This window comes from Arthrobacter sp. D1-29 (genome assembly GCF_054130585.1).
In genome coordinates this window covers 575,310-599,204 of record NZ_CP096383.1, presented here as the reverse complement: position 1 = coordinate 599,204, position 23,895 = coordinate 575,310, and the positions used below count along the sequence as shown (strand labels likewise).

Below are 23,895 nucleotides of genomic sequence, written 5' to 3'. Positions count from 1 at the left end.
GCTGGACGTTAAGCTGCGCCGAGGATGGGACCGAAACTGGCCCTGTCCGCCAGCCGCGGGTCCTCCCGGTCCGGCACCACCAGGATGGGGCCCTTGGCGTGGTGGAGAACTCCATCCGACGTGGAACCCAGGAGCATGCCGGCGAAGCCGCCGCGGCCACGTGTTCCCACCACCACGAGTTCGACATGCCGGCTTTCCTCCACCAGCACCTCCACCGGGGAACCATCCTTCAGCACGGACTCCATGGGGAGGTGGGGATAGTGGCTCTTGAGCCAAGCCATGCCGGCATCCAGCTGTACTTGGATGTCCTCAAAAAGCGCTTTGCGGTCCATCGGCGCCGGGACCCAGGCGAGCGAACCGCTGTACTGCGGCACCGCGCAAATGACCCGCAGCGTTGCTCCCAGCCTTTCGGCCTGGGCCGCAGCCTCCAGGACTGCCACGCGGGCCTGCTCCGAACCGTCCACGCCCACCACCACAACGTTCTCGACGCGCTGGTGCCCGGCTTTGGCCTGCTCGGCCTTGATCCGCCTGTCCTCGGTGGTTTCGCCGAGGCGGTCGGCGCAGATCAGCGGGACGGTCACGGTGGGGCACTTTGCGTGGGCCGGAAGAGCGCTGCTGACGGAACCGAGAAGCCGCCCCACAAAGCCACCCCTGCCGCGGGTTCCGAAAACAAGGAGCTCAGCGGTTTCTGACAGTTCCAGCAGCACCCCGGCCGCGTCACCGTTCTCAACCGAGGCATCTACGTCGATGTTATAGCCGGCCACTTTATCCAGGGCCTGCTTGACGATGGCTTCGGCGCCTTCACGGATGACCGAGTCATCCACTGTGGCGTACCCGCCGTCCAGGCCGGACGCTGCGAAGATCGGCACCGAATAGGCGGTCACGATGTGAAGGGGCCGACGGCGACGCTCGGCCTCGCGGGCCGCCCAGACAAGGGCGCACTGGCCGTGGTCCGATCCGTCCACGCCCACAACGATCCCCCGGGGAGCAGAACTGGCACGTCCGTCCCGCTCCGGGTCCGGATGCAACTCTTCTGCGCCCATTGGGCCGCCTCCTCGCGATACTGCCTGATATTGCGGCTATTCTGCCAGAAGCGGCCCGTTCCACCCGCACCTGTCCGGCCGCCACGCGCCAGATCAGGAAAGCCGCTTCCACTTCTCACTATTCTCGGTCCGCAGACACTTAGCAAGCATGCGCAAGGCTGCAGCGGCAACAGTTATCCACAGCGTTTGGGCTAAATGGTGAGCGCAAACATTCCTTTCGGAATGTTTGGGTTTGGGCTATCCATGTCAATAAATGTTCTGTAGTCTTCGAGGCATTGTTGGTCCGGGATGCGCCCTGTCAAGGCACGCCCGGGCCAGGTACTGCGACCGCACTTTGGGGGTAACGGAACGCGTGCAGGGCGACGACGCCTGCGTAAGCCGGAAGCTTCGAAGGAGGAAAACTGTAGTGTCAAGCATGCCTTTGATTGGCAGGACCGAACAGACCACCACTGTGATCATTGGCACGGGCCTTTCCGGCCTGGCCGTGGCCGCAGAGCTGCGCCGGCGGGGCGTGGACTCCATCGTTGTGGACGGCCTCGACATCCTGGGCGCCGGGCAACCGGCCAACACAGCTTCGCTGCAGCGGTGCGATGCGGCAGACTCCGATTCCCTCCGGGAGCGGAACGAGATCCTTCGGCACCTGCGCAATTACGCGGCCAGCCACAACATGGACGTCCGCAGCACCATCCGCGCGGTCAAGCTGACCATGGTGCACGGCCCGCAGGACAATCCGGCAACGGACGGCCGTTCCCGGCAATGGGAGGTCCACACTCCCAACGGCATCCTGGTGGCTGAGCACATTGTGCTGACCCGGTGCGCCCACAGCCAGCTGCGGCGGATGCTGAGCGACTTCGGCATCACGGTGGGGCACAATCTGATCGCCGCGATGCGTGCCATCGGCATCTATCTGGTGGGTGTCGGCGAGCTCATTACGCCGTCCCCCAAGGAAGTGCTGCGCCAGGCCAAAACGGTGGGCCAGGCTATCTCGTCCAAGGTCTATCCGGAGAGCGCTCCCACCATCCTGACCGGTAGCTTCGCCGTCGTCCCGGGCTAATACAGCCAGGCTGCACAGCCAACCCAGACAAGCCAAGCCAGACAAACCAGCCCAGCCCGGCTACCTCAGTGTTGGTTCCTCAACTTCCTCTTCTTCCCTTCCGGCGGTGAGCCTGCGCCTTGCCGTGACCGCGATTGCCACGAGCAGCCCGATGGCAACAGCGGCAAAAACCACCAAGCTCCACGGAAACGGCTCCGAGGCATCAGCCGCAGGCTCGCCAGGCGACGTGACCCCGGGCTGCGGGGTGCCCATGCCGGGAACGGCTGCAGCCGACGTCGAACCCGTTGTTGCCGAAGCGGAGGGCCCAGCTCCCGCAGCCGCAGCGGTGGCCGTAAAGCTGAACGTCCCCTCGATGGGGTGTGAATCCGAACTGACCACCCGCCACGCGACCGTGTATTCCCCCGCCGGCGCGCCACCCTTGAGCTTCTGGCTGACCACGTTGTCCACGATCTCGACGGCGCCGTCCGCCCACTCAGTCCCCGTGGAATCCTTCACGGAGAACTGTGAGCCGATGGCTAACGGGTTCCTGTTGAACGTGACGGAGACCTTTTCCGGCGGTGCGGCGACGGTTGCGCCCTGGGCTGGGCTGCTGGATTCGGCGGCGTCGTGCGCGCTGGCCGGACCGGCCACCGCCAGGATAGCGACGGCAACGAAAATCCCGAGCACAAGGCTCAGCAAATGGCGGATGGAACGCATGTCTGGATTGCTCCCTTTTGTGTTGGCTTCCTTACAGACTAGGCGAGTTTGGCGGGCATTCCTTTGGGCGGCCCATAGGATTCAGGTATCCCCACAGACTCCCCCGGAGGACTAATGCTTAAGCAAGGCTCTGCCCTGGACCGGTATTTCAAGATCACCGAACGCGGGTCCAACCTCTCCCGCGAGGTCCGCGGCGGCTTCGCCACCTTCTTTGCCATGAGCTACATCGTGGTGCTGAACCCGCTGATCCTCTCCGGCGCAGATTCCAGTGGCAACTCCCTCGGTTTTCCCGCAGTGGCGGCCGTGACCGCTCTTGTGGCCGGCATCCTCACCATCCTGATGGGGGCCTGGGCCAAGCACCCGTTTGCCCTTGCCACCGGACTGGGCGTCAATGCGTTCGTAGCTGTCACGGTGGCCACCAACCCTGGCCTGACGTGGCCGGACATGATGGGACTGGTGGTGATCTCCGGCGTGACCATGCTGATCCTGGTCCTCACCGGTTTCCGGACCGCCGTGTTCAAGGCAGTCCCGGACGGCCTCAAAACCGCCATTGTGGTGGGCATCGGCCTGTTCATCGCCCTGATCGGGCTGGTCAACGCCGGGTTCGTCCGCCGCATCCCGGACGTCGCAGGAACCACCGTCCCCGTAGGCCTTGGCTTCGACGGAAAACTCCTGGGCTGGCCCACTGCCGTGTTTGTGTTCGGCCTGATCCTCACCATCGGCCTGGTGGTCCGGAAGGTGAAGGGCGCCATCCTGATTGGCATCATCACCTCCACGATCATCGCCGTCATCCTGGAAACGACCCTGCACATCGGCCCCAGCGTTGATCCGGGCAAACCGTTCAACCCGCAGGGCTGGTCCCTGGTGGCCCCCACCTTTTCGGAGTGGGCAGCACCTGACCTATCCCTGATCGGAAAGGCCAACCCGTTTGGCGCGTTTGAGCATCTGGGCTTTGTGGCCGCCACGCTGTTGGCGTTTGTCATCCTGCTGAGCATCTTCTTCGACGCCATGGGCACCATGGTGGGGCTAGCCAACGAGGCCGGAACGGTGGACGAGCATGGAAACATCCCGGACGTTGACCGTGTTTTGCAGGTGGACGCCCTGGGCGCAATTGTGGGCGGCGGGGCCTCCGTGTCCTCCAACCAGATCTACGTGGAGGCCGGGGCGGGTATCGGCGAAGGCGCCCGGACCGGCATCGCATCCATCGTCACAGGCCTGTTGTTCCTCGTGGCCATGTTCTTCACACCGCTCATCAACCTGGTCCCGTTCGAGGCTGTGGCGCCTGCCCTGGTGGTGGTGGGCTTCATGATGGTGTCCCAGGTAGGGAAGATCGACTGGCAGGACTGGGGCATCGCCATCCCGGCCTTCCTGACCTTCACACTGATGCCGTTCACTTACTCGATCGCCAACGGCCTGGGCGCCGGCTTCATCGCCTATGTACTGATCCGCACGATCCAGGGCAGGATCCGCGACATCCATCCCCTGATGTGGGCGGTGGCGGCCGCGTTCCTGATCTTCTTCGCGGTGGGTCCGATCGAGGCCGCCCTGGGCATGTAGTCTCCAGGAGCCGGACCGAAGCGCGGCTCCTCAGACTGGAGTGTTGGGCGCCATTCCCTCGTCACCGGATTCCGCCAGTGCACGCCGTTCGCGAAGCCGGTCCAGCCGGTTCATGAGCGGTGACGTGGTGGCCCCATGGATCACGATGGACAGCGCAACCACCAGCCCGACGATCCCCCACAGCTCTTCGGCCTGGCCCTCGAACTGTCCTTTTCCCAGCGCATAGGAAAGGTAGTAGAGGGAACCGATCCCGCGGATCCCGAAGAAGGACAGGGCAATGCGTTCCCGCGGACCTGTCTTGCCGCCCAGCAGCCCCACCCAGCCGGCCAGCGGCCGCACCAGCAGCAGGAACGCCAACGCCACCAACACCTCGGGCCAGCCCACGTCGGCGAGCAGGCCCCGGGCGATCGCGCCGCCCAGCAGGATCAGGATCACCACCGTCATGAGCCGCTCCAACTGTTCGACATAGGAGTGCAGCACCCGGTGGTAGCCATGCGTGTGCTCGGCGGCCCTGATGGTTACCGCGCACACAAAAACGGCAATGAACCCGTAGCCCTCGATCATTTCTGTCACTCCATAAGCCAGGAATGTGGCGGCCAGGGCAACGAAGCCCTGCGAATGGTTGGAAAGACGGATGCTTTCCTTCCGCGCCGAGAAGAACAACAGCGCCAGCAGTTTCCCGATACCCCATCCCAGCACCAGTCCAATGGTCAGCCGCCACACTACATCGATCCCCAACCAGGCCGGCAACCACTCCGATGGCGAGGCACCCACGATGCTGATGGCTATGGCCAGATACACAAACGGGAAGGCGAGGCCGTCGTTCAGGCCGGCCTCGGATGTCAGGCCGAACCGGACCTCGTCCTCCTTGTCCGCGTCGTCTGGTTCGTCGGCCGGTTCGCCCACCTGCACCTCGGAGGCCAGTACGGGGTCCGTGGGTGCCAGGCTTGAGGCGACCAGCAGTGCAGCTCCCAGCCCCAGCCCCAGGAACCAGAGGCCCAGAAGCGTCAGGACAATAATGCACACCGGCATGGCGATCGCCAGGAGCCGCCATGTGGTGGCCCAGTTGGTGCGGCCGAACGGCCGGTCGATGGCCAGGCCGGCGCCCATCAGGGAGATGATGACGCAGATTTCCGCCAGGTGCGTGGTGAAATCGCCGTGCAGGACAGGATCCGGATCGGGCAGCGTGGGGATCAGGGAGAAGGCCACCATCCCTGCGCCCAGGAAGACCATTGGCATCGAGAACGGGACGTTGCGCAGGATCTTGGGGAGGATTGCGGCAACAAAGACGGCGGCTCCGGCGGCCGCGAACAGGATACTGGGGGCTTCAAACATGGTGCTGCTCTCCGGCCTGTCTCAATGCCCTGGCGAGTGATTGCCTGGGCAGGTTGCCTCCCCGTGTTAACCCGGGACGATGATCCACCCTATAGCGGCGGCAGTGGCCGGCGCAGCGAAGCGCCATGCTATTCCGGGCTTGGTTCCGGGATTCCAGACACCGCGACGGCGGCGCCGCTCGCTTTTGCCCCAGGCATGCGGTGAGCTTGGATCATGCCACTTCCCGCACTTACCGTTGACGTCCCGCCCCTCCTTTGGACCGGGAGGTTCGACGGCGACGGCGGCGAACACCGGCGCTGGTGGCAGGCCGTATCGCCCATGGCACCCGGTGAACCCTCCGCATCCCCGGCAGCGCCGTCAAGCCCCCAAGCGGGTGGGCCGCAGCGCCCGGCCGCCCTCCTGGGGTTTGCCAGCGATGAAGGCGTCCGCCGGAACAAGGGCCGCCCCGGCGCGGCCACGGCCCCGGCCGCAATCCGCGGCGCCCTGGGCCCTTTGGCCTTCCACCTGGACCGCACCGTGTCCGACGCCGGCGACGTGGTGGTCCGGAACGGCGCCCTGGAGGCCGGCCAGGCCCGTGCCGGGTTGGCGATAGCTGCAATGCTCGACACCGGCCACCTCACCGTGGTGCTGGGCGGCGGACACGAGACGGCCTTCGCCAGCTATCTGGGACTCGCCGGATCCGAGGCCGTCCGCGGCGGCCAGCGGCTGGGCATCCTGAACCTGGACGCCCACTTCGACCTCCGCGATGAACCAGTCCCCAGTTCGGGTACACCGTTCCTCCAAATGGCCGAAGCGGAAGCCGCCGCGGGGCGCGAATTCCGGTACGCCGTCGTCGGAATTTCAGAGCCGAACAATACCCGGGCCCTGTTCGGCACCGCGGCGCGGCTGGGCGTCCAGTACCTGATGGACGAGGAGTGCACCGAAGATCGCGTGCAGGCATTTGTGGCGGAGTTCCTGGAAGCGGTGGATGTGCTGTACCTGACCATCGACCTTGACGTGCTGCCCGCGTCCGTGGCCCCCGGGGTGAGCGCGCCTGCGGCCTACGGCGTGCCGCTGGCCGTCATCAGCGCGGCCTGCCGGCAGGTGGCGGCGAGCGGAAAACTGCTGCACCTGGACGTCGCTGAGCTGAATCCGGAGTTCGACATCGACGCCCGCACGGCGAAGGTTGCCGCCCGCCTGGTGAACACCCTGCTGCGCTAGCCAACTGCTGCCCTGGCCAACTGCTGTGCTGGCCAAACCGCTGCGACAAGCTAAGTAGGCTGTCTCATGAAGTTTATGGACACCTGCACGCGAAGGAGCCGGCCATCATGAGATATTCGCGCAGTTCAGCAGCCCTGGCGCTGTTCTCCGTGCTGGCCCTTGCCGGCTGCGGCACAGCCTATCCTGCGGATCCGTCGGGAACCCTGGACCGGGTCACGGACGGCACCCTCCGTGTGGGTGCCAGCTCCAACGGGAACTGGGTGGACGTCTCCTCAGGCGGCGGCGACGTCAGCGACGAGGACGTGCAGGGCAGGGAGGCCGAGCTGGTGCGGCGCTTCGCCGCGAAGCTGGGAGCGGAAATCGACTGGGTGTCCGGCACGGAGTACGTCCTGGCCGAAGACCTCAAGCGCGGCAACCTTGACCTGGTGATCGGCGGCCTTGACGACAAGACTCCCTGGTCCACGCACGCCGGCCTGACCATGCCATACACCGAATCCGTTGACGGCCACGGTTCCCGGCACCGGCACGTGATGCTGGTGCCCATGGGTGAGAATGCGTTCCTGCTGGAGCTGGACAGGTTCCTGAAGGAAGCGGCGGCCGCACAATGACCACCGTGAAGAACGGCCGGGCTGCGAGCTTTGGCCACACCAAGCTGCCGGACGAACAGCGGGAGGCCCTCCGCAAGGCCGTGAAGTTCGAATGGATCACCATCGGCTTCCTGGCCGCCTCCACCGCACTGGTATTTGCTGTGCTGGGCAACTCGCAGGCCATGAAGGCCGCGTGGGTGGAGGATGTCCTGTCCTTCCTGCCGCCGTTGTCATTCCTGCTGGCGGCCCGCGTGATCCGCAAGCGCCCCAGCGAGGAACATCCCTACGGGTACCACCGCGCCGTCGGGATCGCCCATGTGGTGGCTGCTGTGGCGCTCACGGTGATGGGCGCCTACCTCATTGTGGATTCGGCCATCGGACTCCTGGGCAACGAGCACCCCACCATCGGCGGTTTCGACTTCTTTGGCCAGACAATCTGGCTTGGCTGGCTGATGATTGGCGCGATGATCTTGACCGCTGTCCCGCCCATTTATCTGGGCCGGGTCAAGATGAAGCTGGCGGAAAAGCTGCACGACAAGGTCCTGTATGCCGACGCCGACATGAACAAAGCCGACTGGATGACGGCACTTGCCGCCGCGGTGGGGGTGGCCGGCATCGGCCTTGGCCTCTGGTGGGCGGACTACGCGGCAGCCCTGCTGATCTCGGCCAGCATCCTGCAGGACGGGTTCCGGAACACCCGCGCCGCCGTCTCTGCCCTGATGGACAAACGGGCCCGCACGTACGACGACGCCGAGCCGCACCCGATTGGGCGGCGGCTGGACGAGTATCTTCGCGGCCTGGACTGGGCTGAGAGTGCCCAGTCCAGGATCCGGGATGAGGGGCACGTGTTCCATGTGGAATCATTTGTGGTCCCGGCAGCAGGCCGAATGCCCACACTGGATCAGCTCGAAGCCGCCCGTCTTGCCTGCATTGGGATGGACTGGAAGATCCAGGACATGGTCCTGGTCCCGGTCGCTGAACTTCCCTCCGAGTTCCTGCCCGGACCCACCTCAGGGGGCGAGCGCTAGTGTCAACCGGTGGCCCTACGCCTCGGCTCCCTTGAGGACGTACCGCCGTTCGGGCCGTCCCGCTCCGTATCTGAGCCGGACCTCCAGCGCGCCTACCTCGTACAAATACTCCAGGTACCGGCGTGCGCTGACCCTGGACGTGCCGAGCAGGACGGCAACCTCGGCGGCCGAGAGGTCCCCGTCCGCCTCCTGCAGGGCGGCTTCCACCAGCTTCAGCGTTTCGATACTGCAGCCCTTGGGCAGCGGCCGCTCGCTCCGGTCCAGGCCGAAAACCCGATTGACATCAGACTGCTCCGCCACGTCCTTTGACGAATCCAGGCTCTGGTAGGCGCTGCGGTAATGCTCCAGGCGTTCCTGGAGATCCTTCTGTGAGAAGGGCTTGATGAGGTAGTGGACAATCCCGCCCCGCAGCGCTTTCCGGACGGTTTCCACCTCGCGGGCAGCGCTGATGACCAGGACGTCGAGTTCGGGGGCGACGTCACGCAGTTTCTGCATCAGGTCCAGCCCGTTAATGTCCGGCAGGTGAATGTCCAGCAGCACCAGGTCCGGCATCAGGCGGGCCGTTTCAGCCACGGCCTGGGCGCCCGTGTGGGCCGCGCCGACGACCTCAAATCCCGGCGTTCGCTGGATGAATCCCGCGTGGACCTTCGCCACCATAAAGTCGTCATCGACGATCAGGACTTTGATCATGGCTGTGGGCTCCTTTGATTCAGCCGTGCGGTGAAGACTGCTCCGTTGTCATTGGCCACCGTCAGGTCACCGCCGGTTCGGCGGCAAATCACCCGCGAGAGCGCCAGTCCAAACCCCCGGCCGCCGCCGGGGCCAGCCCCCTTGGTGGTGAAGCCCTGCCGGAAGATCTCCTGGACGTTCCCGGCGGCCACGCCGGGGCCGGAGTCCCGGACGGTCACGGTGACGGCGTGGTCTTCCTCTTCCACCAGGACCCGGACCGATGCCCCGGCGAGCCCTGCGACGGCGTCGAACGCGTTATCCACCAGGTTCCCGACGACGGTGGCCAGGTCCCGGGAGAGATCATCGTCAATGCGTCCCAGCGCTGAGGCAGGATCCAGCTGGAGGGCCACGCCGCGTTCCGTGGCGAGGCTGGATTTCGCAATCAGGAGGGCCGCCAGGGCCGGGTCCTCGATGCGGCTGGTCACTTCGTCGTTCAGCCGGGTCCTGTCCACCGTGGCGCCGTTAACAAACTGGACCACCGAATCGTACTCACCGATCTGGATCAGCCCGGAGATCACGTGCAGCTGGTTGGCGAACTCGTGGGCCTGGGCGCGCAATGTGTCAGTGGCGGTGCGGGTGGCACCAAGTTCGCGCTCCAGGGAAGAGAGCTCGGTGCGGTCGCGCAACGTTGTCACAGAGCCGATGTCCCGGCCGTGGGAACGGATGGGGACGCGGTTCAGCACCACCATCCGGTCACCCACCAGGACCAGCCGGTCAGGGCCCGGCTGGTCACGTGTGAGGACTTCCTTCAGCGCCGGGTCCACCGCGAGCGCGCCGACCTTTTTGCCTACACAGTCTGCCGGCAGGCCCAGCAGTTCACGGGCGCTGTCGTTGGCCACGGTGATACGTTCATGCGGATCAAGCGCCACCACCCCTTCCTTCAGCCCATGGAGCATGGCCTCGCGGTTCTCCACCAGCCCCGTGATTTCGCTCGGCTCCATACCCAGGGTCTGCCGTTTCACCCTGCGGGCCAACAGGAGTGAGCCGGCCACGCCCAGCACGCTGGCAACCCCCAGGTACGTGAGCAGGTTGGGGACGGCGTCGCCCAGCCGATCCAACATGGAGGGGTAGTTCCGGCTGACGGAGGCGATGCCGATCATTTCTCCGGCGTCATCAAGGACAGGGACGTGGGCTGAGAGGAAAGCAGTGCCGGATCCGCCCACCACACCCGTCCAGGCCCTGCCTTCCAGCACACGGCTTCCGCCAAGTTCCAGCGGCTGGCCCAGCAGGCCCGGGTCAGAGGAAGCAACCACCGTCCGGTCCATTTTGGCCAGCACCACCTGTGGCGCCCCGGATACGGTGGTGACGGTCTCCACCACCGCAGGAAGGGCCGCGCCGGCCCGCGGCTCGGCTGACGGCAGCAAGGCGCGGACTGTGGGGTTGCTGCCCAGGGATTCGGCCGCGGACAGCGCCCGGCGGCCTTCGATCCGTTCAAAGGCGGCGGCTGACTGTGCCAGCGAGATGGCAACAACGGCCACCAGCACGGCCAGGACTATCAGCAACTGCAGAACCAGGTACTGCCCAGCGAGGGACATTCCTCTTCGTCGAGTCACTGTTGTTGTTTCCTCTGATGTTTTCGCAGATGCGGCATGTGGGTGACGTGGAAATCCGCCCTGAGCCGTGGTTCCGCGCTGGCTACCGGAACTATACCGCGTCGGCCCAGGGGGTGGGACGCCGGAAACGTGAACGCAATGAACTTAACTTTTTCTGCGTACATAAGCGTGATTCGGGTCACTTCCAGGCCTAGCATCAGAGCACAAGTCAGTTTCTACGAGTATTTATCAACGAGAAGAGGAACACCATGCGCCAGATCCGCGCAATGCGAGTCGCCGCCGTCGCCGCCGGCATCGCCCTGATGGCCACCGGCTGCGGTGCCACCGGGGGCTCCACCAACACCGCCAGCCCCGGCGCTGCTGCCGGCCCGGTAACCAACCTGCAGATCATGGTCCCCAACACCCCGGGCGGCGGCTATGACACCACCGCCCGCGTCGCAGCGAAGGTGCTCGACGACGAGAAGGTGGCCAACAACACCGAGGTCTTCAACCTTGCCGGTGCAGGCGGAACGGTTGGCCTGGCCCGCATCGTCAACGAGAAGGGCAACGGCGACCTCACCATGCTCATGGGCCTGGGCGTGGTGGGTGCGAGCTACACCAACAAGTCCGAGTCCAAGCTGACTGAAACCACCCCGCTGGCCAAGCTCATTGAAGAGCCGGGCGCCATCATGGTCAACAAGGATTCGCAGTACAAAACCATCGATGACCTGGTCAAAGCCTGGAAGGCAGACCCCGGCTCCATCAGCGTCGGCGGCGGCTCCTCCCCCGGCGGCCCGGACCACCTGCTGCCCATGCAGCTCGCCGGAGCCGTGGGGATCGACGCCACAAAGGTGAACTTCGTCTCCTATGACGGCGGTGGAGACCTCCTCCCGGCCATCCTGGGCAATAAGGTTGGCTTTGCAGCCTCCGGCGCCGGGGAGTACCTCCAGCAGATTCAGTCCGGTGAGGTCCGTGTGTTGGCAACCAGCGGCTCCAAGCGGCTGGAGGGCGTGGACGCACCCACGCTGAAGGAATCAGGCATCGACCTGGAATTCACCAACTGGCGTGGCATCGTGGCTCCTCCGGGAATCAGCGACGACGACAAGACCAAGCTGATCGCAGCCCTGGAAAAGATGCACGGCACCGATGGCTGGAAGGAAGCACTCAAGACCCATGGCTGGACTGATGCCTTCATCACCGGCGATGAGTTCAAGACCTTCCTGAGCGACCAGGACAAGCGGGTGGCGGACGTCCTCACGAAGCTTGGCCTGGCGTGAGCTCCTCACCAACTTTGGCCTCCAGGCTCAAAGGCCGCGCCGAGCTGGGGGTAGCCCTCCTGCTCGGCGTGGTGGGCGTCCTGGTCCTTCTGGACGCCATCGCCCTGGTAACTCCTTACTCGCAGTCAGATCCGGTGGGACCCAAGACCCTGCCGTACATCGTGTCCGCCATGCTGATCGTCTGTGCAGTGCTGTTGGCCATCAACGTGCTGCGCGGCGGACAGGGCGAAGCAGAAGGCGGCGAGGATGTTGACCTCACGCACCCGGCCGACTGGAAGACCGTCCTGCCGCTGGTGGGAGCGTTCTTGGCCAACATCCTGCTGATCGACCTGGCAGGCTGGGTGATCTCCGGGACCATCCTGTTCTGGGGCAGCGCCTGGGCACTGGGCAGCCGGCACTATGTGCGTGACGGCATCATTTCCCTGGCCCTCTCCGTGATCACCTTTTACGGCTTCTACCTGGGCCTCGGTATTCCGCTGCCCGCAGGCCTCCTGAAAGGGATTCTCTGATGGACGTCTTCTCCTCCCTGATGGACGGCTTTGCCACCGCCCTGACCCCCATGAATTTCCTCTACGCGGTCATCGGTGTGCTGCTGGGCACCGCCGTCGGCGTCCTCCCGGGCCTGGGTCCGGCCATGACGGTGGCCTTGCTGCTCCCGGTCACGTATGCCTTGGAACCCACCAGTGCATTTATTATGTTCGCCGGCATTTACTACGGCGGCATGTACGGCGGCTCCACCACCTCCATCCTGCTCAACACGCCGGGCGAATCGTCGTCAGTGGTGACGGCCATCGAAGGCAACAGGATGGCCAAAGCCGGCAGGGCCGCCCAGGCCCTGGCGACGGCGGCCATCGGCTCATTCGTTGCCGGCACCATCGGCACCGCGCTGCTCGCCGTCTTCGCACCGGTAGTAGTGGAGTTCGCCGTCAGCCTCGGGGCGCCCAGCTACTTTGCCATCATGGTGCTTGCCCTCCTGGCGGTGACCGCCGTCCTTGGCTCGTCCCGCCTGAGGGGCTTCGCCTCCCTGGGCCTGGGCCTTGCGATCGGACTGGTCGGCATGGATTCAGTGACCGGCCAGCGCCGCCTCACCTTTGGCCAGCCGCTGCTGGCTGACGGTCTGGACATCGTGGTGGTGGCAGTGGCCATCTTCGCGGTGGGCGAGGCACTCTGGGTTGCCGCGCACCTGCGCCGCAACCCGCTGCAGATCATCCCGGTGGGGCGTCCATGGATGGGCAAATCCGACTGGAAGCGGTCGTGGAAGCCCTGGCTCCGTGGAACGGCCTACGGCTTCCCCTTCGGTGCACTCCCGGCCGGCGGCGCCGAAATCCCCACGTTCCTGTCCTATGTCACGGAGAAACGACTCAGCAAGCACCCCGAAGAGTTCGGCAAGGGCGCCATCGAGGGCGTGGCCGGGCCTGAGGCAGCCAACAACGCTGCGGCCGCCGGCACCATGACACCGCTGCTGGCCCTGGGCCTGCCCACCAACGCCACGGCTGCCGTGATGCTGGCAGCCTTTACGTCCTACGGTATCCAGCCAGGACCCCTGCTGTTCTCCAACGAGGGACCCCTGGTCTGGGCACTGATCGCGAGCCTCTTCATCGGCAACTTCCTGCTGCTGCTGATCAACCTTCCGCTCGCGCCGCTGTGGGCCAAGCTCCTGCAGCTTCCCCGGCCTTACCTCTACGCGGGCATCCTGTTCTTCGCCACGCTGGGCGCCTATTCGGTGAACTTGCAGGCGTTCGACCTGGTGCTCCTGCTGGCCCTCGGTGCGTTGGGATTCATGATGCGCCGCTTCGGCCTCCCCGTGCTGCCGCTTATCCTCGGCGTGATCCTCGGGCCGCGGATCGAAGGTCAGCTGCGCAAGAGCCTGCAGCTCAGCGCCGGTGACCCCGCCGGCCTGTGGAGCGAGCCGATCGCCGTGGGCACCTACATCCTCATCGCTATCATCCTGGCTTGGCCGCTGCTATTCAAGCTGTACCGCCGCAACCATCCGACCCCCGCCCTCCTGTCCGCAAACGCCACCCGCGGAAACGAGCCGACGGACGTGGCCAGCGGCCGCCGGGCGGACGGACACCATGGCGACGGCGGCGACGGTGGCGATGGCGGTGACGGGGGCGACGGCAGCTAGCGACTAGCAGGTCCCGGCCCATCGTCCCGCCTTGGTGGGAGGAACCGACATTCCAAACCACAGTCCCAATGACAGACCACCGACCACAGATCATTGACCACTGACCACTGACCACAAGGAGCAACCATGACGATCGTGGTGGGATACGTCCCCACACCAGAGGGCGAAGCGGCGCTGACCCAGGCCATTCTGGAGGCCCGGAAGAACAGCACTACCCTGCTGGTCATCAATTCGTCCAAGGGCGATGCCCTGGTGGACAACAGATACGCCCAGGAGCCGGAGATCCAGAGCATCGAGGACCGTTTGGCAACTCAGGGAATAGACCACGTGATCAAGCAGCCGGTCCGTGGGCATGACGCGGCAGCGGAGGTCCTCGATGCCGCGGAGGAGCACAATGCCGATCTGATTGTGATCGGCCTGCGCCGCCGCACTCCGGTGGGCAAGCTGATCATGGGCAGCACGTCGCAGCGCATTTTGCTGGAGGCGGACTGCCCGGTATTGGCGGTCAAGGCCAGTTAGGTCCGCCCGCTCCGACTAATCCGGGGCTTGTCCGCAGTTCCCTGCCTTCAAGGCGCGGTCCTGCGGACAAGCCTCGGATTTTTTGTTCAGGCAACTTCCTTACCGCTGGGCCTGCATGCCGCCGTCGACCGTGAGGACCCTCCGGTCACGATGGCCCCCAGGCCCTGCAGCCCGGTCATGCGCCTGCCCTCTCTTGACTAGGACGGGTTTCCCTCTTGATGGTGCTTTGAAGGATGACGCGTGATCAAGAGGGGAAGGCTACGAAGTTACCCCCGTTTCTGCCGCGCAGCCATACTTGGCAACCCATAAGGATAACGATTTCCTGAATAAAGGGCGAATGACGCCTGGCAGGAAAAGAAACTAGGCTTCAGGTCTTGAATGTGGGGGCCATCACGTGACAGTATCAGCGCAAGGATAACGTTTTCCCCAGTACTTGAAACCAGAGTGGCGGGGCGGCAGGCCAGTTGCCGGACGAAACCATCCCGCGACAAGTCTCCACTAGCAAGAAATACCACAAGGAAGTGAACAGATGAGCCTGAAAAACACCAAGCGGAAAGCGCTGTCGATCTCGGCCGCGGTTGCAGCAATCGGCCTCCTTGCCGGCTGCGGCAGCGCCTCGACGCCCCCCGCAGCTCCCGCAGCGGACGCCGGCCCGGTCACCATCGACGTTTGGGGGTGGGACGCCGAATCCACGCCGAACGTCGTCGCAGCGTTCAATGCCAGCCAGGACAAGATCACGGTCAACTACGTTCTCCAGGCCAGCCTCAAGGCCACCCAGACGAACTTCAGGAACGTCATGGAGTCGAAGAAGGACATCCCCTGCTACTTGCCGGGCATCGGCCCCATGGCCACCACGCTTGTCAACGGCTGGGCCCAGGACATCACCCAGTATGTAGAGCCGATCAAGGACACTTACAGCAAGGGCGCACAGTCGGCGGCACAGGTTGAGGGTAAGTTCTTCGGCTTCCCGGCGGGACCCTCGGCAACGTTCATGATGGCCAACATGGCCGTTTATGAGAAGTACGGACTGGCCGTTCCGAAAACGTGGGAAGAGTTCGTCACCACCGGCAAGGAGCTCAAGAAGCACGGTGTGACGGTCATGAACCTTGCCGGCGAAGACCCCTCAACCCTTCTGCAAATGTCACAGCAGGCCGGCGCCAGCTGGTTTGAGATCGATGGCGACAAGTGGAAAGTCAACCTCCAGGACGACGCCACCATGAAGGCTGTGGACATCATCCAGCAGATGGTGGACAACGACCTGGTAGCCCACCAGACCTACCAGGACAGGCCCGCCCTGTACTCCTACTTTGACAGTGGCCAGCTTGCCACGGTTCCTCTGGCATGGTGGTCGATGGCCGGATACGAGACCAACTTCAAAGCATCCCTCGGACAGTGGAAGGCAGTTGACGTGCCGCAGTTCAAGGATGCCAAAGAATTTGTCAGCTCCGGCATGGCAGATCCCGGCTTCGTTCCGGTGGGCTGCGAAAACCCCGCCGCTGCCATCGAATACGTCCATTGGGCCGCCAGCTCCAAGGAAGCCATAGAAGCAGGCAGAAACAAGAAAACCGGGTCAATCGGAGTTCCCGCCCACCTTGCTGATGTGTCTGAATACACTGACGCAGTGGTCCCCCAGAAGATATTCGGGGCCCAGCCGGCTGCCGAGATAGGCAAGGTCATTACCAAGGCCCAGGGCGCCGCCGTGGGCAAGTTCGAGCGCGGTCCCAACTACGATGCCTGGTTCCCCGAGATGCAGGACCAGTGGGGCAAGGCCATGGCCAAGCAGATCACCCTGAAGGAGGCCATGTCCAACGTCCAGACCTTCATCACCAAGGACCTTGACAGCAAGGGCATCAAGTACGAGGTCAGCAAGTAGCCTGCCAGGCTCTTAGCAGTAAACAGCGGTTCAACAGCAGCAGTTCTACAACAGAGAGGAGACGCTGATGTCTTCCACAACTCAAGTTCGTGAAAGCCACGGTGGCCGCAATCAGGGGCCGGCCAGGCAGTCACGGGCGAAAGGGAGCCCAGCGTCTCCCCTCTTGTCCTGGCGGAGTATCCAGCGCATCAAGGGTGCCTCGTTCACCTGGCCGTTCGTGATTGGCTTCGCCATTTTTACCCTTCTTCCCGTGGTGGTCGGACTGGCCCAGAGCCTGTACGCCTCAAAGACCACTGGGCTTGGATTCGGCGCCCCAACCATCAGTTTCGCCGGCTTTGACAACTTTGCCCGTGGACTCGCGGACGTGGTTTTTTGGGAATCGATGCTCCGGGTCAGTATTTATGCAGTGGTGATCGTCCCGGTGACGCAAGTGGTCAGCCTGACGCTTGCCCTGCTCATTGATGCCGTACAACGGCGGGTGGCCAACAGGTTCCGGCTGATCCTGCTGGTGCCCTACATGATTCCGGGGATTGTGGCCACGATGATCTGGATCTACCTCTACAGCCCCATCGTGGGCCCTTTGACGCCCGTGCTGAAATTCTTCGGCCTGGATGTTGACTTCTTCAGCGGCGAGATGATTTGGGTTTCCATTGGCAACCTCTCAGTGTGGGGCGCCATCGGCTTCAACATGCTGATCCTCTACGGGGCACTGCAGGCGGTCCCCCGGGAAATATTTGATGCCGCCAGGGTTGACGGGGCTTCCGAGTTCCGCATTGCCATGTCCATCAAGGTGCCCTATGTTCAGACGTCCCTGGTGTTGACCGGGTTGCTCGCGATCATCGGGACGCTGCAGATCTTCGCTGAGCCAACGCTCTTCAGGTCCATCTCTCCGGAAACCATCACGAAGGACTTCACACCCAGCATGGTGATCTTCAACCAGGCTTTCCAGGTTGGAAACCTCAACTACGCGGCCGCCCAGTCCATCATCCTCGCCGCCGTGGTGGGGGTAGCTTCAGTGCTCATCTACCGTCTGACGAAAAAGGTCGACTCATGACCCTCACTTCAATCCCCTCCAAGACCGCCGGGCCTGAAGAAGACACCCGAAAGAGGGACCCCAAGGCCAGCCGGCAGCAACGGCGGCTGCAAAGAAAAGCAGAAGAGGCCGGTGACTCCACCCAACTGTCGGGCAAGCGTGGAGGTTCCCGTCTGATTGTCATCATAGGACTGGTGCTTTTTGCCCTGTATTCCATAGGTCCGGCATGGTGGCTGATCGTTTCGTCAACCAAGACCAAAGAAGATCTGTACACCACAGACGCCATGTGGTTTGCGAACTTCAGCCTGTTCGACAATTTGTCCTCCCTCTTCACCTACCAGGACGGCATCTTCGGAGTCTGGATGTGGAACTCCACGCTCTATGCCTTTGCCGGTTCCATTGGCCATACCCTGGTCTCGCTGGCTGCGGGGTATGGGCTGGCCATGTACTCCTTCCGGGGCAAGGGCACCACCATGGGCTTTATTATCGGCTCATTCCTCATTCCCGGCGCCCTGCTCACCATTCCGTCCTATCTGCTATTCGTGCAGATCGGGTTCTACGACACCATCTGGGCCATGATCATCCCCGCGTTCTTCAGCCCCTTCGCGGTGTATTTGGCTAAGATTTACACCGAAGGGGCAGTCCCGAGCGAGCTCCTTGAAGCGGCCCGGATTGACGGGGCTGGCGAATACCGGATCTTCTTCCAGATTGCGTTCCGCCTCCTGACCACAGCCGGCGCCACCATCTTCCTCCTGCACTTCGTGGGCTCCTGGAACGCCTTCTTCGGCCCGATGGTGTTCCTGCGCGGAGCGGACAAATGGCCTGTGATGCTGGGCCTGTATTCCTGGCTGCAGCGTGGCACGGATTCCACGGTAGACCTCACCGGAATGGTCATTACCGGCTCGTTGGTGGCCACGATTCCCATGGTGATCCTGATGGTGGCAATGCAGCGCTACTGGCGCTCCGGCGTCGCCATGGGCAGCCTCAAATAACTCGAGCGAGGACCTCCCATTACACCTCCTGCCGCCCAAGCGCCAGTCAAATGACCTCCCGCAACGTCACAGCCGGTAGACTAGGGAAGCTCTCCGGCCCGAATCACAGAAAGTCCAGCACATGAACACCGCCCTATTGGAATGTCCCCCGGCTGCTTCGCCGGCCGCGGAGGCACGGGAACTTCGCTCCATCGACCTGCGCTTTTCCAGCGCGGACGAGATGCACGAAGGCCTGGACAACGCTGTTGCCACACTGATCGAGACAGCCGCCAAGGACGCCGCGTGTGGCATCCTTGTCACCCGGCTGCACCCGGGGCCCTACATTGTGGCACTGGATGACTCAGTGCCTTTCGGCGAGACGTACGAGAACTTCGCCGCCTAAGAGCCGTCACATCAGGTGCCGTTCCGGCACAAGCAGAAGTCCCCGCCGTCGGGCTTCCCTTCCAGGTGAAGGGATGCCCGACGGCGGGGACTTCTTCGCGTCGGCGTAACTGCGTTTTGGGGTTAGCTCCTGCGCACCTGCACGCCATCGGATTTCAGGAAGAGCTGCTTTTCGGACGGGCTGGCCGGCACAAGCCACAGCACGTTCCCGCTCTTTGACACCTCTTCCACTTCACCCGTTGCGATGACATGCGCATGCTTGATGATCTCCACCCGATCTCCAGGGCTGAGGGTTCCCCAGTCTGAAATGGTGGCCGGATGGGCGTTTCGCCTCGATAAGACTGCCCCACGTGCTTTCATTTGAACTTCTACCCCTTTGTATACGTTCTGCGTCACAGCCTCTTTGATGTGACTTTCACTACACCTTCAGTTCTACTACACTTCGCGTGCACTCCTCGACCGTGTCGACACATATTTCGAGAGGCCGCAAAAATAGTAAGCCAGACTGAAGATTATTCCCTTTTAGGAGAGGACGCCGACGGCGGATTCGGCAGCCGCCCGCACCTCCCCCGACGCCACCAAGCGGTCAGCCGTTTCCAGTTCCGGGGACAGGTACCGGTCGGTTCCGGGGCCTTCCACCACGGAACGGAGCGTGGCGATAACTGCGGCGCCGGCTGGTCCGGGGGTGAGCTCCCCGCCGGAGAGCTGGGTGCGGATGTCGATGGCACGGGCGGAGGTGACCAGTTCGATGGCCAGGACACGGCGCAGGTTCTCCACGGCCTTGCGCAGCTTCCGGGCAGCGTGCCAGCCCATGGACACGTGGTCCTCCTGCATCGCGGAGCTGGGGATGGAGTCAACGGAGGCCGGAACAGCCAGCCTCTTGTTGTCCGAAACCAAGCCTGCCTGGGTGTACTGCGCGATCATCATTCCCGAATCCACGCCGGGATCCGCAGCCAGGAAGGCGGGGAGGCCGTGCGAACGTGCCGGGTCCAGCATCCGGTCCGTCCTGCGCTCGGCAATGGAGCTCAGGTCCGCCACCGCAATGGCCAGGAAGTCCAGTACGTAGCCAACGGGGGCGCCGTGGAAGTTGCCGTTGGAGCTCACCCGGCCGTCCGGCAGGACCACAGGGTTGTCGATTGCCGCCGCGAGTTCCCGGGAGGCCACCAGCGCGGCATGGTCAACGGTATCCCGGACGGCGCCGGCCACCTGCGGTGCGCAGCGCAGCGAGTAGGCGTCCTGGACTTTCGAGTCGCCCACCCGGTGCGAGGCCACAATGGGCGAATTCGAGAGCACCCGCAGCATGTTGTCCGCGCTGGCTGCCTGGCCCGGATGCGGACGGAGTGCGGCATGGAGCTCGGGCAGGAATACCTGATCCGTGCCGAGCAGCGCCTCAACACTCATGGCGGCCGTGATGTCCGCCGTCGTCAGCAACTGCCGGATGTCTGCGATGGCCATCAGGAGCATGCCAAGCATGCCTTCGGTGCCGTTGACCAGCGCCAGGCCTTCCTTTTCCGCGAGGGTGACGGGCTCAATGCCGTGTGCGGCGAGCAGCTCTGCCACCGGCGCCTCGCCCCGGCCACCGTAGGTCACGCCGTCGGGCCCTTCAGCTTCGCCCTCCCCCATCAGCACCAGGGCGCAGTGGGACAGCGGGGCGAGGTCACCGGAGCAGCCCAGCGAGCCAAACTCGCGTACCACGGGCGTGATGCCGGCATTGAGGACGTCAACCATGGTCTGCAGGACCACGGGACGGACTCCCGTGCGGCCGGAACCCAGCGTCTTGGCGCGGAGGAACATGATGCCACGCACCACCTCGCGCTCCACAGCCGGGCCCATGCCTGCTGCGTGGCTGCGGATGAGCGACTTCTGCAGCTGTGTGCGGAGCTCATTGGGGATGTGCCTGTTCGCCAACGCACCGAAGCCGGTGGAGATGCCATACGCCGGGACGTCGCTGGAGGCAAGGCCATCGATGTGCGCGCGGACTTTGGCCACCGTGTTCAGGGCTTCCTGGGAGATGGCCACCTTGGCGTTGTGGCGTGCGACGGCGACAACGTCCTCGGGTGTGACGCCGCTGGAGCCGAGGGTGACGGTGAGCGGTTCGTGGGTAATGGTGCTCATTTTATTTCTGTTCCTTCATCGGGATGCGAACGCCGCGTTCCTTGGCGACATCGAGCGCGCGGTCGTAGCCGGCGTCGGCGTGCCGGATGACGCCCATGCCGGGATCGTTGGTGAGCAGGCGTTCGAGTTTTTGGGCGGCGAGGTCGGTGCCGTCGGCCACTGAGACCTGGCCGGCGTGGATGGAACGGCCGATGCCGACGCCGCCGCCATGGTGGAGGGAGACCCACGTGGCTCCGGAGGCGGTGTTGAGCAGGGCGTTGAGCATGGGCCAGTCGGCGATGGCATCGGAGCCGTCTGCCATGGCTTCGGTTTCCCGGTAAGGGGAGGCCACGGAGCCGGAGTCCAGGTGGTCGCGGCCGATCACGATGGGGGCCTTGACCTTGCCCTCTTTGACGAGCTGGTTGAAGAGCAGGCCGGCCTTGGCGCGGTCGCCGTAGCCCAGCCAGCAGATCCGGGCCGGCAGTCCTTCGAACTCCACCCGTTCCTGGGCGGCGTCAATCCAGCGGTGTAGGTGCTTGTTCTCCGGGAACAGCTCCTTGATGGCCTCATCGGTGACCCGGATATCTTCGGGGTCCCCGGACAGTGCCACCCAGCGGAACGGGCCCAGGCCCTCGCAGAACAGCGGGCGGATGTAGGCGGGAACAAAGCCGGGGAATTCGAACGCGCGGTTGTAGCCGCCCTTCCGGGCTTCGTCCCGGATGGAGTTGCCGTAGTCGAAGACCTCGGCGCCGGCGTCCTGGAATTCCACCATGGCCTGGACGTGCCGGGCCATGGATGCCTGGGCCTTTTTGGTGAAGCCTTCGGGATCAGCCTCGGCTTCCCGGTGCCAGTCCTCCACCGAAATGCCCTCGGGGAGGTAGCTCAGCGGATCGTGGGCAGAGGTCTGATCCGTGACGATGTCCACAGTGAGCTCACCGGCGTTATGGCGGCGCAGGATCTCCGGGAACACTTCGGCGGCGTTGCCCACGTAGCCCACTGACCAGCCGCGGCGCTCTTCCTTGGCTTTCTGCACCTTGGCGATGGCGGCGTCGAGGTCTGTTTCCACCTCGTCGAGGTAGCGCTTGCCGGCGCGGCGGCGGAGGCGGGTTTCGTCGACGTCGACGATCAGGCAGGCGCCGTCGTTCAGTGTCACGGCGAGGGGCTGGGCGCCGCCCATGCCGCCGCAGCCGCCGGTGAGGGTCAGGGTTCCGGCCAGGGTGCCGTTCTCGTCCCCGGTGAGCTTGCGGGCGATCGCGGCGAAGGTCTCGAAGGTGCCCTGCAGGATGCCCTGGGTGCCGATGTAGATCCAGGAGCCGGCGGTCATCTGGCCGTACATCATCAGGCCCTCGGCCTCCAGGCGGCGGAACTCGGGCCAGTTGGCCCAGTCACCCACCAGGTTGGAGTTGGCCAGCAGCACCCGGGGTGCCCACTCGTTGGTGCGGAACACTCCCACCGGCTTGCCGGACTGGACCAGGAGGGTCTCGTCCTTTTCCATGGTTTCCAGGGTTCGGGTGATCGCATCAAACGCGGCCCAGGAACGCACAGCCCGGCCGGTGCCGCCATAGACAACCAGGTCGTCCGGGCGTTCGGCGACCTCGGGGTCCAGGTTGTTCATCAGCATGCGCAGCGGGGCTTCCGTCTGCCAGCTCTTGGCGGTGAGCTCGGTGCCGCGGGCTGCTTTGACCGGGCGGGCACCGGTGGTGAAATCGGCGGGTGCCATGAGGGGCTCCTTCTTTGCTTGTGCTGTTCGGAATAGTGGTTCTGTATCAACTAAAGCCCCTCACCGGCGCCGCAAACAGGCCTTTCAGATGGGTGCTGTCCGGTATTCCAGACACTCACCCGCTCTTCGTTGCTCTATCAGTTGTGGTCCCTATTCGGGTGGAATGGGAGCCATAAGTGATAGAGCAACCGGGGGTAGGGGACTGCCTATTTGGCGGGGCGGCCGTGAATCCGGACCGAGAGCTCATCGGCCACCTTCTGCACCCTGGCTGCGAGCGCCGGCCACTGGTCAGCGGGCAGTTTGTCCTCCAGGAACGTCACCGCGACTGCCGCCGTCGGCCATCCCACGTGGTCCGTCACGGCGGCGGCAATGGAGCCAAAACCGGGCGTCACTTCACCGTGCTCTGTTGCATACCCGCGCTGCCGGACCTGGTCCAGGTGCGAGGACAGCGCCGAGTACTTCATGATGGCGCCCTCCACCTCATGCCGCGAGGTGAACGCGGCGGCGTTCGGGTACAGCGCCCGCACCTGCGACTTGGGCAGCGCGGCGAGGATGGCCCGGCCGCTGGCAGTCAGGTGGCTGGGCAGCCGGACGCCAACGTCGGTAACAAGGGAGGGGCGGTTCTTGGCCCGCTCCTCCACGATGTAGAGCACGTCCCGGCCATGCAGCACAGCCAAGTGCGCGCTCTCGCCGATCACGTCCACCAGGGACGCCAACAACGGCCGGCCCAGGCGGGACAAAGGCTCCTGACGGGAGTAGGCGGAGCTCAGTTCGAAGGCACTGATCCCCAATCCGTAGCGCTGTTCCTCGTGCAGATGCAGCACAAACCCGTTCACCTCCATCACACCCAGGAGGTGGTAGACGCTGGAACGCGGCAGTCCCAGGGCGGTGGCAATGCTCGACGCCGCCATGGGGCCCCTGCGGGAGGCCAACAGTTTGAGGATGCGCAAGGTATTCTCGGCGGCAGGGACTTTCGAGGCCACCTTTGTTGCGGTCCGCGCTGCGCCGTTCACCGGCTCCCTGCCTGCCACCCGATTCTCCTTTGATTGTTGCTTCGAGGCGCCGAAAGGCCGGAAACCTCGTTTGTCTGGGACCCCGTGCAGGCACCCGCACCTTA

Annotated in this window: 22 protein-coding genes; 13 read left to right on the top strand and 9 right to left on the bottom strand. The window is 64.3% G+C overall.

Going from position 1 to position 23,895, the window contains the following annotated elements; genetic code table 11:
• Positions 1–8: 8 nt before the first annotated feature.
• On the bottom strand, positions 9–1,043 hold the full coding sequence (locus M1E17_RS02850) for a universal stress protein (RefSeq protein ID WP_457965326.1): 1,035 nt from the start codon (positions 1,041–1,043) through the stop codon (positions 9–11).
• A gap of 415 nt (positions 1,044–1,458) precedes the next feature.
• On the opposite strand from M1E17_RS02850, the gene M1E17_RS02845 reads away from it, so the two are divergent.
• Positions 1,459–2,097 carry an NAD(P)-binding protein gene (locus tag M1E17_RS02845; RefSeq protein ID WP_457967959.1) on the top strand — a complete coding sequence of 213 codons (639 nt, stop codon included), beginning with the start codon at positions 1,459–1,461 and terminating at the stop codon, positions 2,095–2,097.
• A 60-nt stretch (positions 2,098–2,157) separates the two neighbouring features.
• Here M1E17_RS02845 and M1E17_RS02840 read toward each other — a convergent pair whose 3' ends face one another.
• Complete coding sequence (locus M1E17_RS02840; protein WP_457965324.1) at positions 2,158–2,793, bottom strand: copper resistance CopC family protein; 636 nt, start codon at positions 2,791–2,793, stop codon at positions 2,158–2,160.
• 114 nt (positions 2,794–2,907) lie between these two features.
• On the opposite strand from M1E17_RS02840, the gene M1E17_RS02835 reads away from it, so the two are divergent.
• Positions 2,908–4,350, top strand: coding sequence for an NCS2 family permease (locus tag M1E17_RS02835; protein ID WP_457965322.1), 1,443 nt, complete (start codon positions 2,908–2,910; stop codon positions 4,348–4,350).
• A gap of 30 nt (positions 4,351–4,380) precedes the next feature.
• On the opposite strand, the gene M1E17_RS02830 is transcribed toward M1E17_RS02835, so the two are convergent.
• Positions 4,381–5,685 carry a cation:proton antiporter gene (locus M1E17_RS02830; RefSeq protein ID WP_457965321.1) on the bottom strand — a complete coding sequence of 435 codons (1,305 nt, stop codon included), beginning with the start codon at positions 5,683–5,685 and terminating at the stop codon, positions 4,381–4,383.
• A gap of 213 nt (positions 5,686–5,898) precedes the next feature.
• On the opposite strand from M1E17_RS02830, the gene hutG reads away from it, so the two are divergent.
• From hutG to M1E17_RS02815, 3 genes are all read left to right on the top strand, one after another.
• Positions 5,899–6,885 carry a formimidoylglutamase gene (hutG, locus tag M1E17_RS02825; protein WP_457965320.1) on the top strand — a complete coding sequence of 329 codons (987 nt, stop codon included), beginning with the start codon at positions 5,899–5,901 and terminating at the stop codon, positions 6,883–6,885.
• A 107-nt stretch (positions 6,886–6,992) separates the two neighbouring features.
• Entirely contained in the window at positions 6,993–7,493 is a 501-nt protein-coding gene (locus M1E17_RS02820) for an ABC transporter substrate-binding protein (protein ID WP_457965318.1), read from the top strand.
• Positions 7,490–8,500, top strand: a complete 1,011-nt coding sequence (locus tag M1E17_RS02815) for a cation transporter (RefSeq protein ID WP_457965316.1) — start codon at positions 7,490–7,492, stop codon at positions 8,498–8,500. The genes M1E17_RS02820 and M1E17_RS02815 overlap by 4 nt, the downstream gene beginning before the upstream one ends.
• Positions 8,501–8,515: 15 nt before the next feature.
• Here the strand turns inward: M1E17_RS02815 and M1E17_RS02810 are convergent, their stop codons facing one another.
• Positions 8,516–9,190 carry a response regulator gene (locus M1E17_RS02810; protein ID WP_457965314.1) on the bottom strand — a complete coding sequence of 225 codons (675 nt, stop codon included), beginning with the start codon at positions 9,188–9,190 and terminating at the stop codon, positions 8,516–8,518.
• Positions 9,187–10,764 (bottom strand): sensor histidine kinase, encoded by a 1,578-nt coding sequence (locus tag M1E17_RS02805; RefSeq protein WP_457967957.1) that lies wholly within the window; start codon positions 10,762–10,764, stop codon positions 9,187–9,189. Before M1E17_RS02805 ends, M1E17_RS02810 begins: the two co-directional genes overlap by 4 nt.
• A 266-nt stretch (positions 10,765–11,030) precedes the next feature.
• Here M1E17_RS02805 and M1E17_RS02800 point away from each other — a divergent pair, with 266 nt between their 5' ends.
• The 8 genes from M1E17_RS02800 (at position 11,031) to M1E17_RS02765 (ending at position 18,965) form a co-directional block, all read left to right on the top strand.
• Positions 11,031–12,038 (top strand): Bug family tripartite tricarboxylate transporter substrate binding protein, encoded by a 1,008-nt coding sequence (locus M1E17_RS02800; protein ID WP_457965312.1) that lies wholly within the window; start codon positions 11,031–11,033, stop codon positions 12,036–12,038.
• On the top strand, positions 12,035–12,547 hold the full coding sequence (locus M1E17_RS02795; RefSeq protein ID WP_457965310.1) for a tripartite tricarboxylate transporter TctB family protein: 513 nt from the start codon (positions 12,035–12,037) through the stop codon (positions 12,545–12,547). Before M1E17_RS02800 ends, M1E17_RS02795 begins: the two co-directional genes overlap by 4 nt.
• Complete coding sequence (locus tag M1E17_RS02790; protein WP_457965308.1) at positions 12,547–14,166, top strand: tripartite tricarboxylate transporter permease; 1,620 nt, start codon at positions 12,547–12,549, stop codon at positions 14,164–14,166. The genes M1E17_RS02795 and M1E17_RS02790 overlap by 1 nt, the downstream gene beginning before the upstream one ends.
• Positions 14,167–14,292: 126 nt before the next feature.
• Positions 14,293–14,685, top strand: coding sequence for a universal stress protein (locus tag M1E17_RS02785; protein ID WP_267277541.1), 393 nt, complete (start codon positions 14,293–14,295; stop codon positions 14,683–14,685).
• A gap of 529 nt (positions 14,686–15,214) precedes the next feature.
• Positions 15,215–16,558, top strand: a complete 1,344-nt coding sequence (locus tag M1E17_RS02780; RefSeq protein WP_457965307.1) for an ABC transporter substrate-binding protein — start codon at positions 15,215–15,217, stop codon at positions 16,556–16,558.
• Positions 16,559–16,721: 163 nt separating this feature from the next.
• The gene (locus tag M1E17_RS02775; protein ID WP_457965305.1) at positions 16,722–17,612 is read left to right on the top strand and encodes a carbohydrate ABC transporter permease; all 891 of its coding nucleotides are present in this window, start codon (positions 16,722–16,724) and stop codon (positions 17,610–17,612) included.
• Complete coding sequence (locus M1E17_RS02770; protein WP_457965303.1) at positions 17,609–18,583, top strand: carbohydrate ABC transporter permease; 975 nt, start codon at positions 17,609–17,611, stop codon at positions 18,581–18,583. Before M1E17_RS02775 ends, M1E17_RS02770 begins: the two co-directional genes overlap by 4 nt.
• 121 nt (positions 18,584–18,704) lie before the next feature.
• Positions 18,705–18,965 carry a hypothetical protein gene (locus M1E17_RS02765; protein WP_457965301.1) on the top strand — a complete coding sequence of 87 codons (261 nt, stop codon included), beginning with the start codon at positions 18,705–18,707 and terminating at the stop codon, positions 18,963–18,965.
• Positions 18,966–19,087: 122 nt separating this feature from the next.
• Here M1E17_RS02765 and M1E17_RS02760 read toward each other — a convergent pair whose 3' ends face one another.
• From M1E17_RS02760 to M1E17_RS02745, 4 genes are all read right to left on the bottom strand, one after another.
• Positions 19,088–19,324 (bottom strand): hypothetical protein, encoded by a 237-nt coding sequence (locus tag M1E17_RS02760; RefSeq protein ID WP_457967955.1) that lies wholly within the window; start codon positions 19,322–19,324, stop codon positions 19,088–19,090.
• Between the two features lie 162 nt (positions 19,325–19,486).
• The gene (gene hutH / locus M1E17_RS02755; protein ID WP_457965299.1) at positions 19,487–21,079 is read right to left on the bottom strand and encodes a histidine ammonia-lyase; all 1,593 of its coding nucleotides are present in this window, start codon (positions 21,077–21,079) and stop codon (positions 19,487–19,489) included.
• A gap of 1 nt (position 21,080) precedes the next feature.
• Positions 21,081–22,778, bottom strand: a complete 1,698-nt coding sequence (gene hutU, locus M1E17_RS02750; RefSeq protein WP_457965298.1) for a urocanate hydratase — start codon at positions 22,776–22,778, stop codon at positions 21,081–21,083.
• Between the two features lie 206 nt (positions 22,779–22,984).
• Positions 22,985–23,809 carry an IclR family transcriptional regulator gene (locus tag M1E17_RS02745; protein ID WP_457965297.1) on the bottom strand — a complete coding sequence of 275 codons (825 nt, stop codon included), beginning with the start codon at positions 23,807–23,809 and terminating at the stop codon, positions 22,985–22,987.
• Between the last annotated feature and the right edge of the window lie 86 nt (positions 23,810–23,895).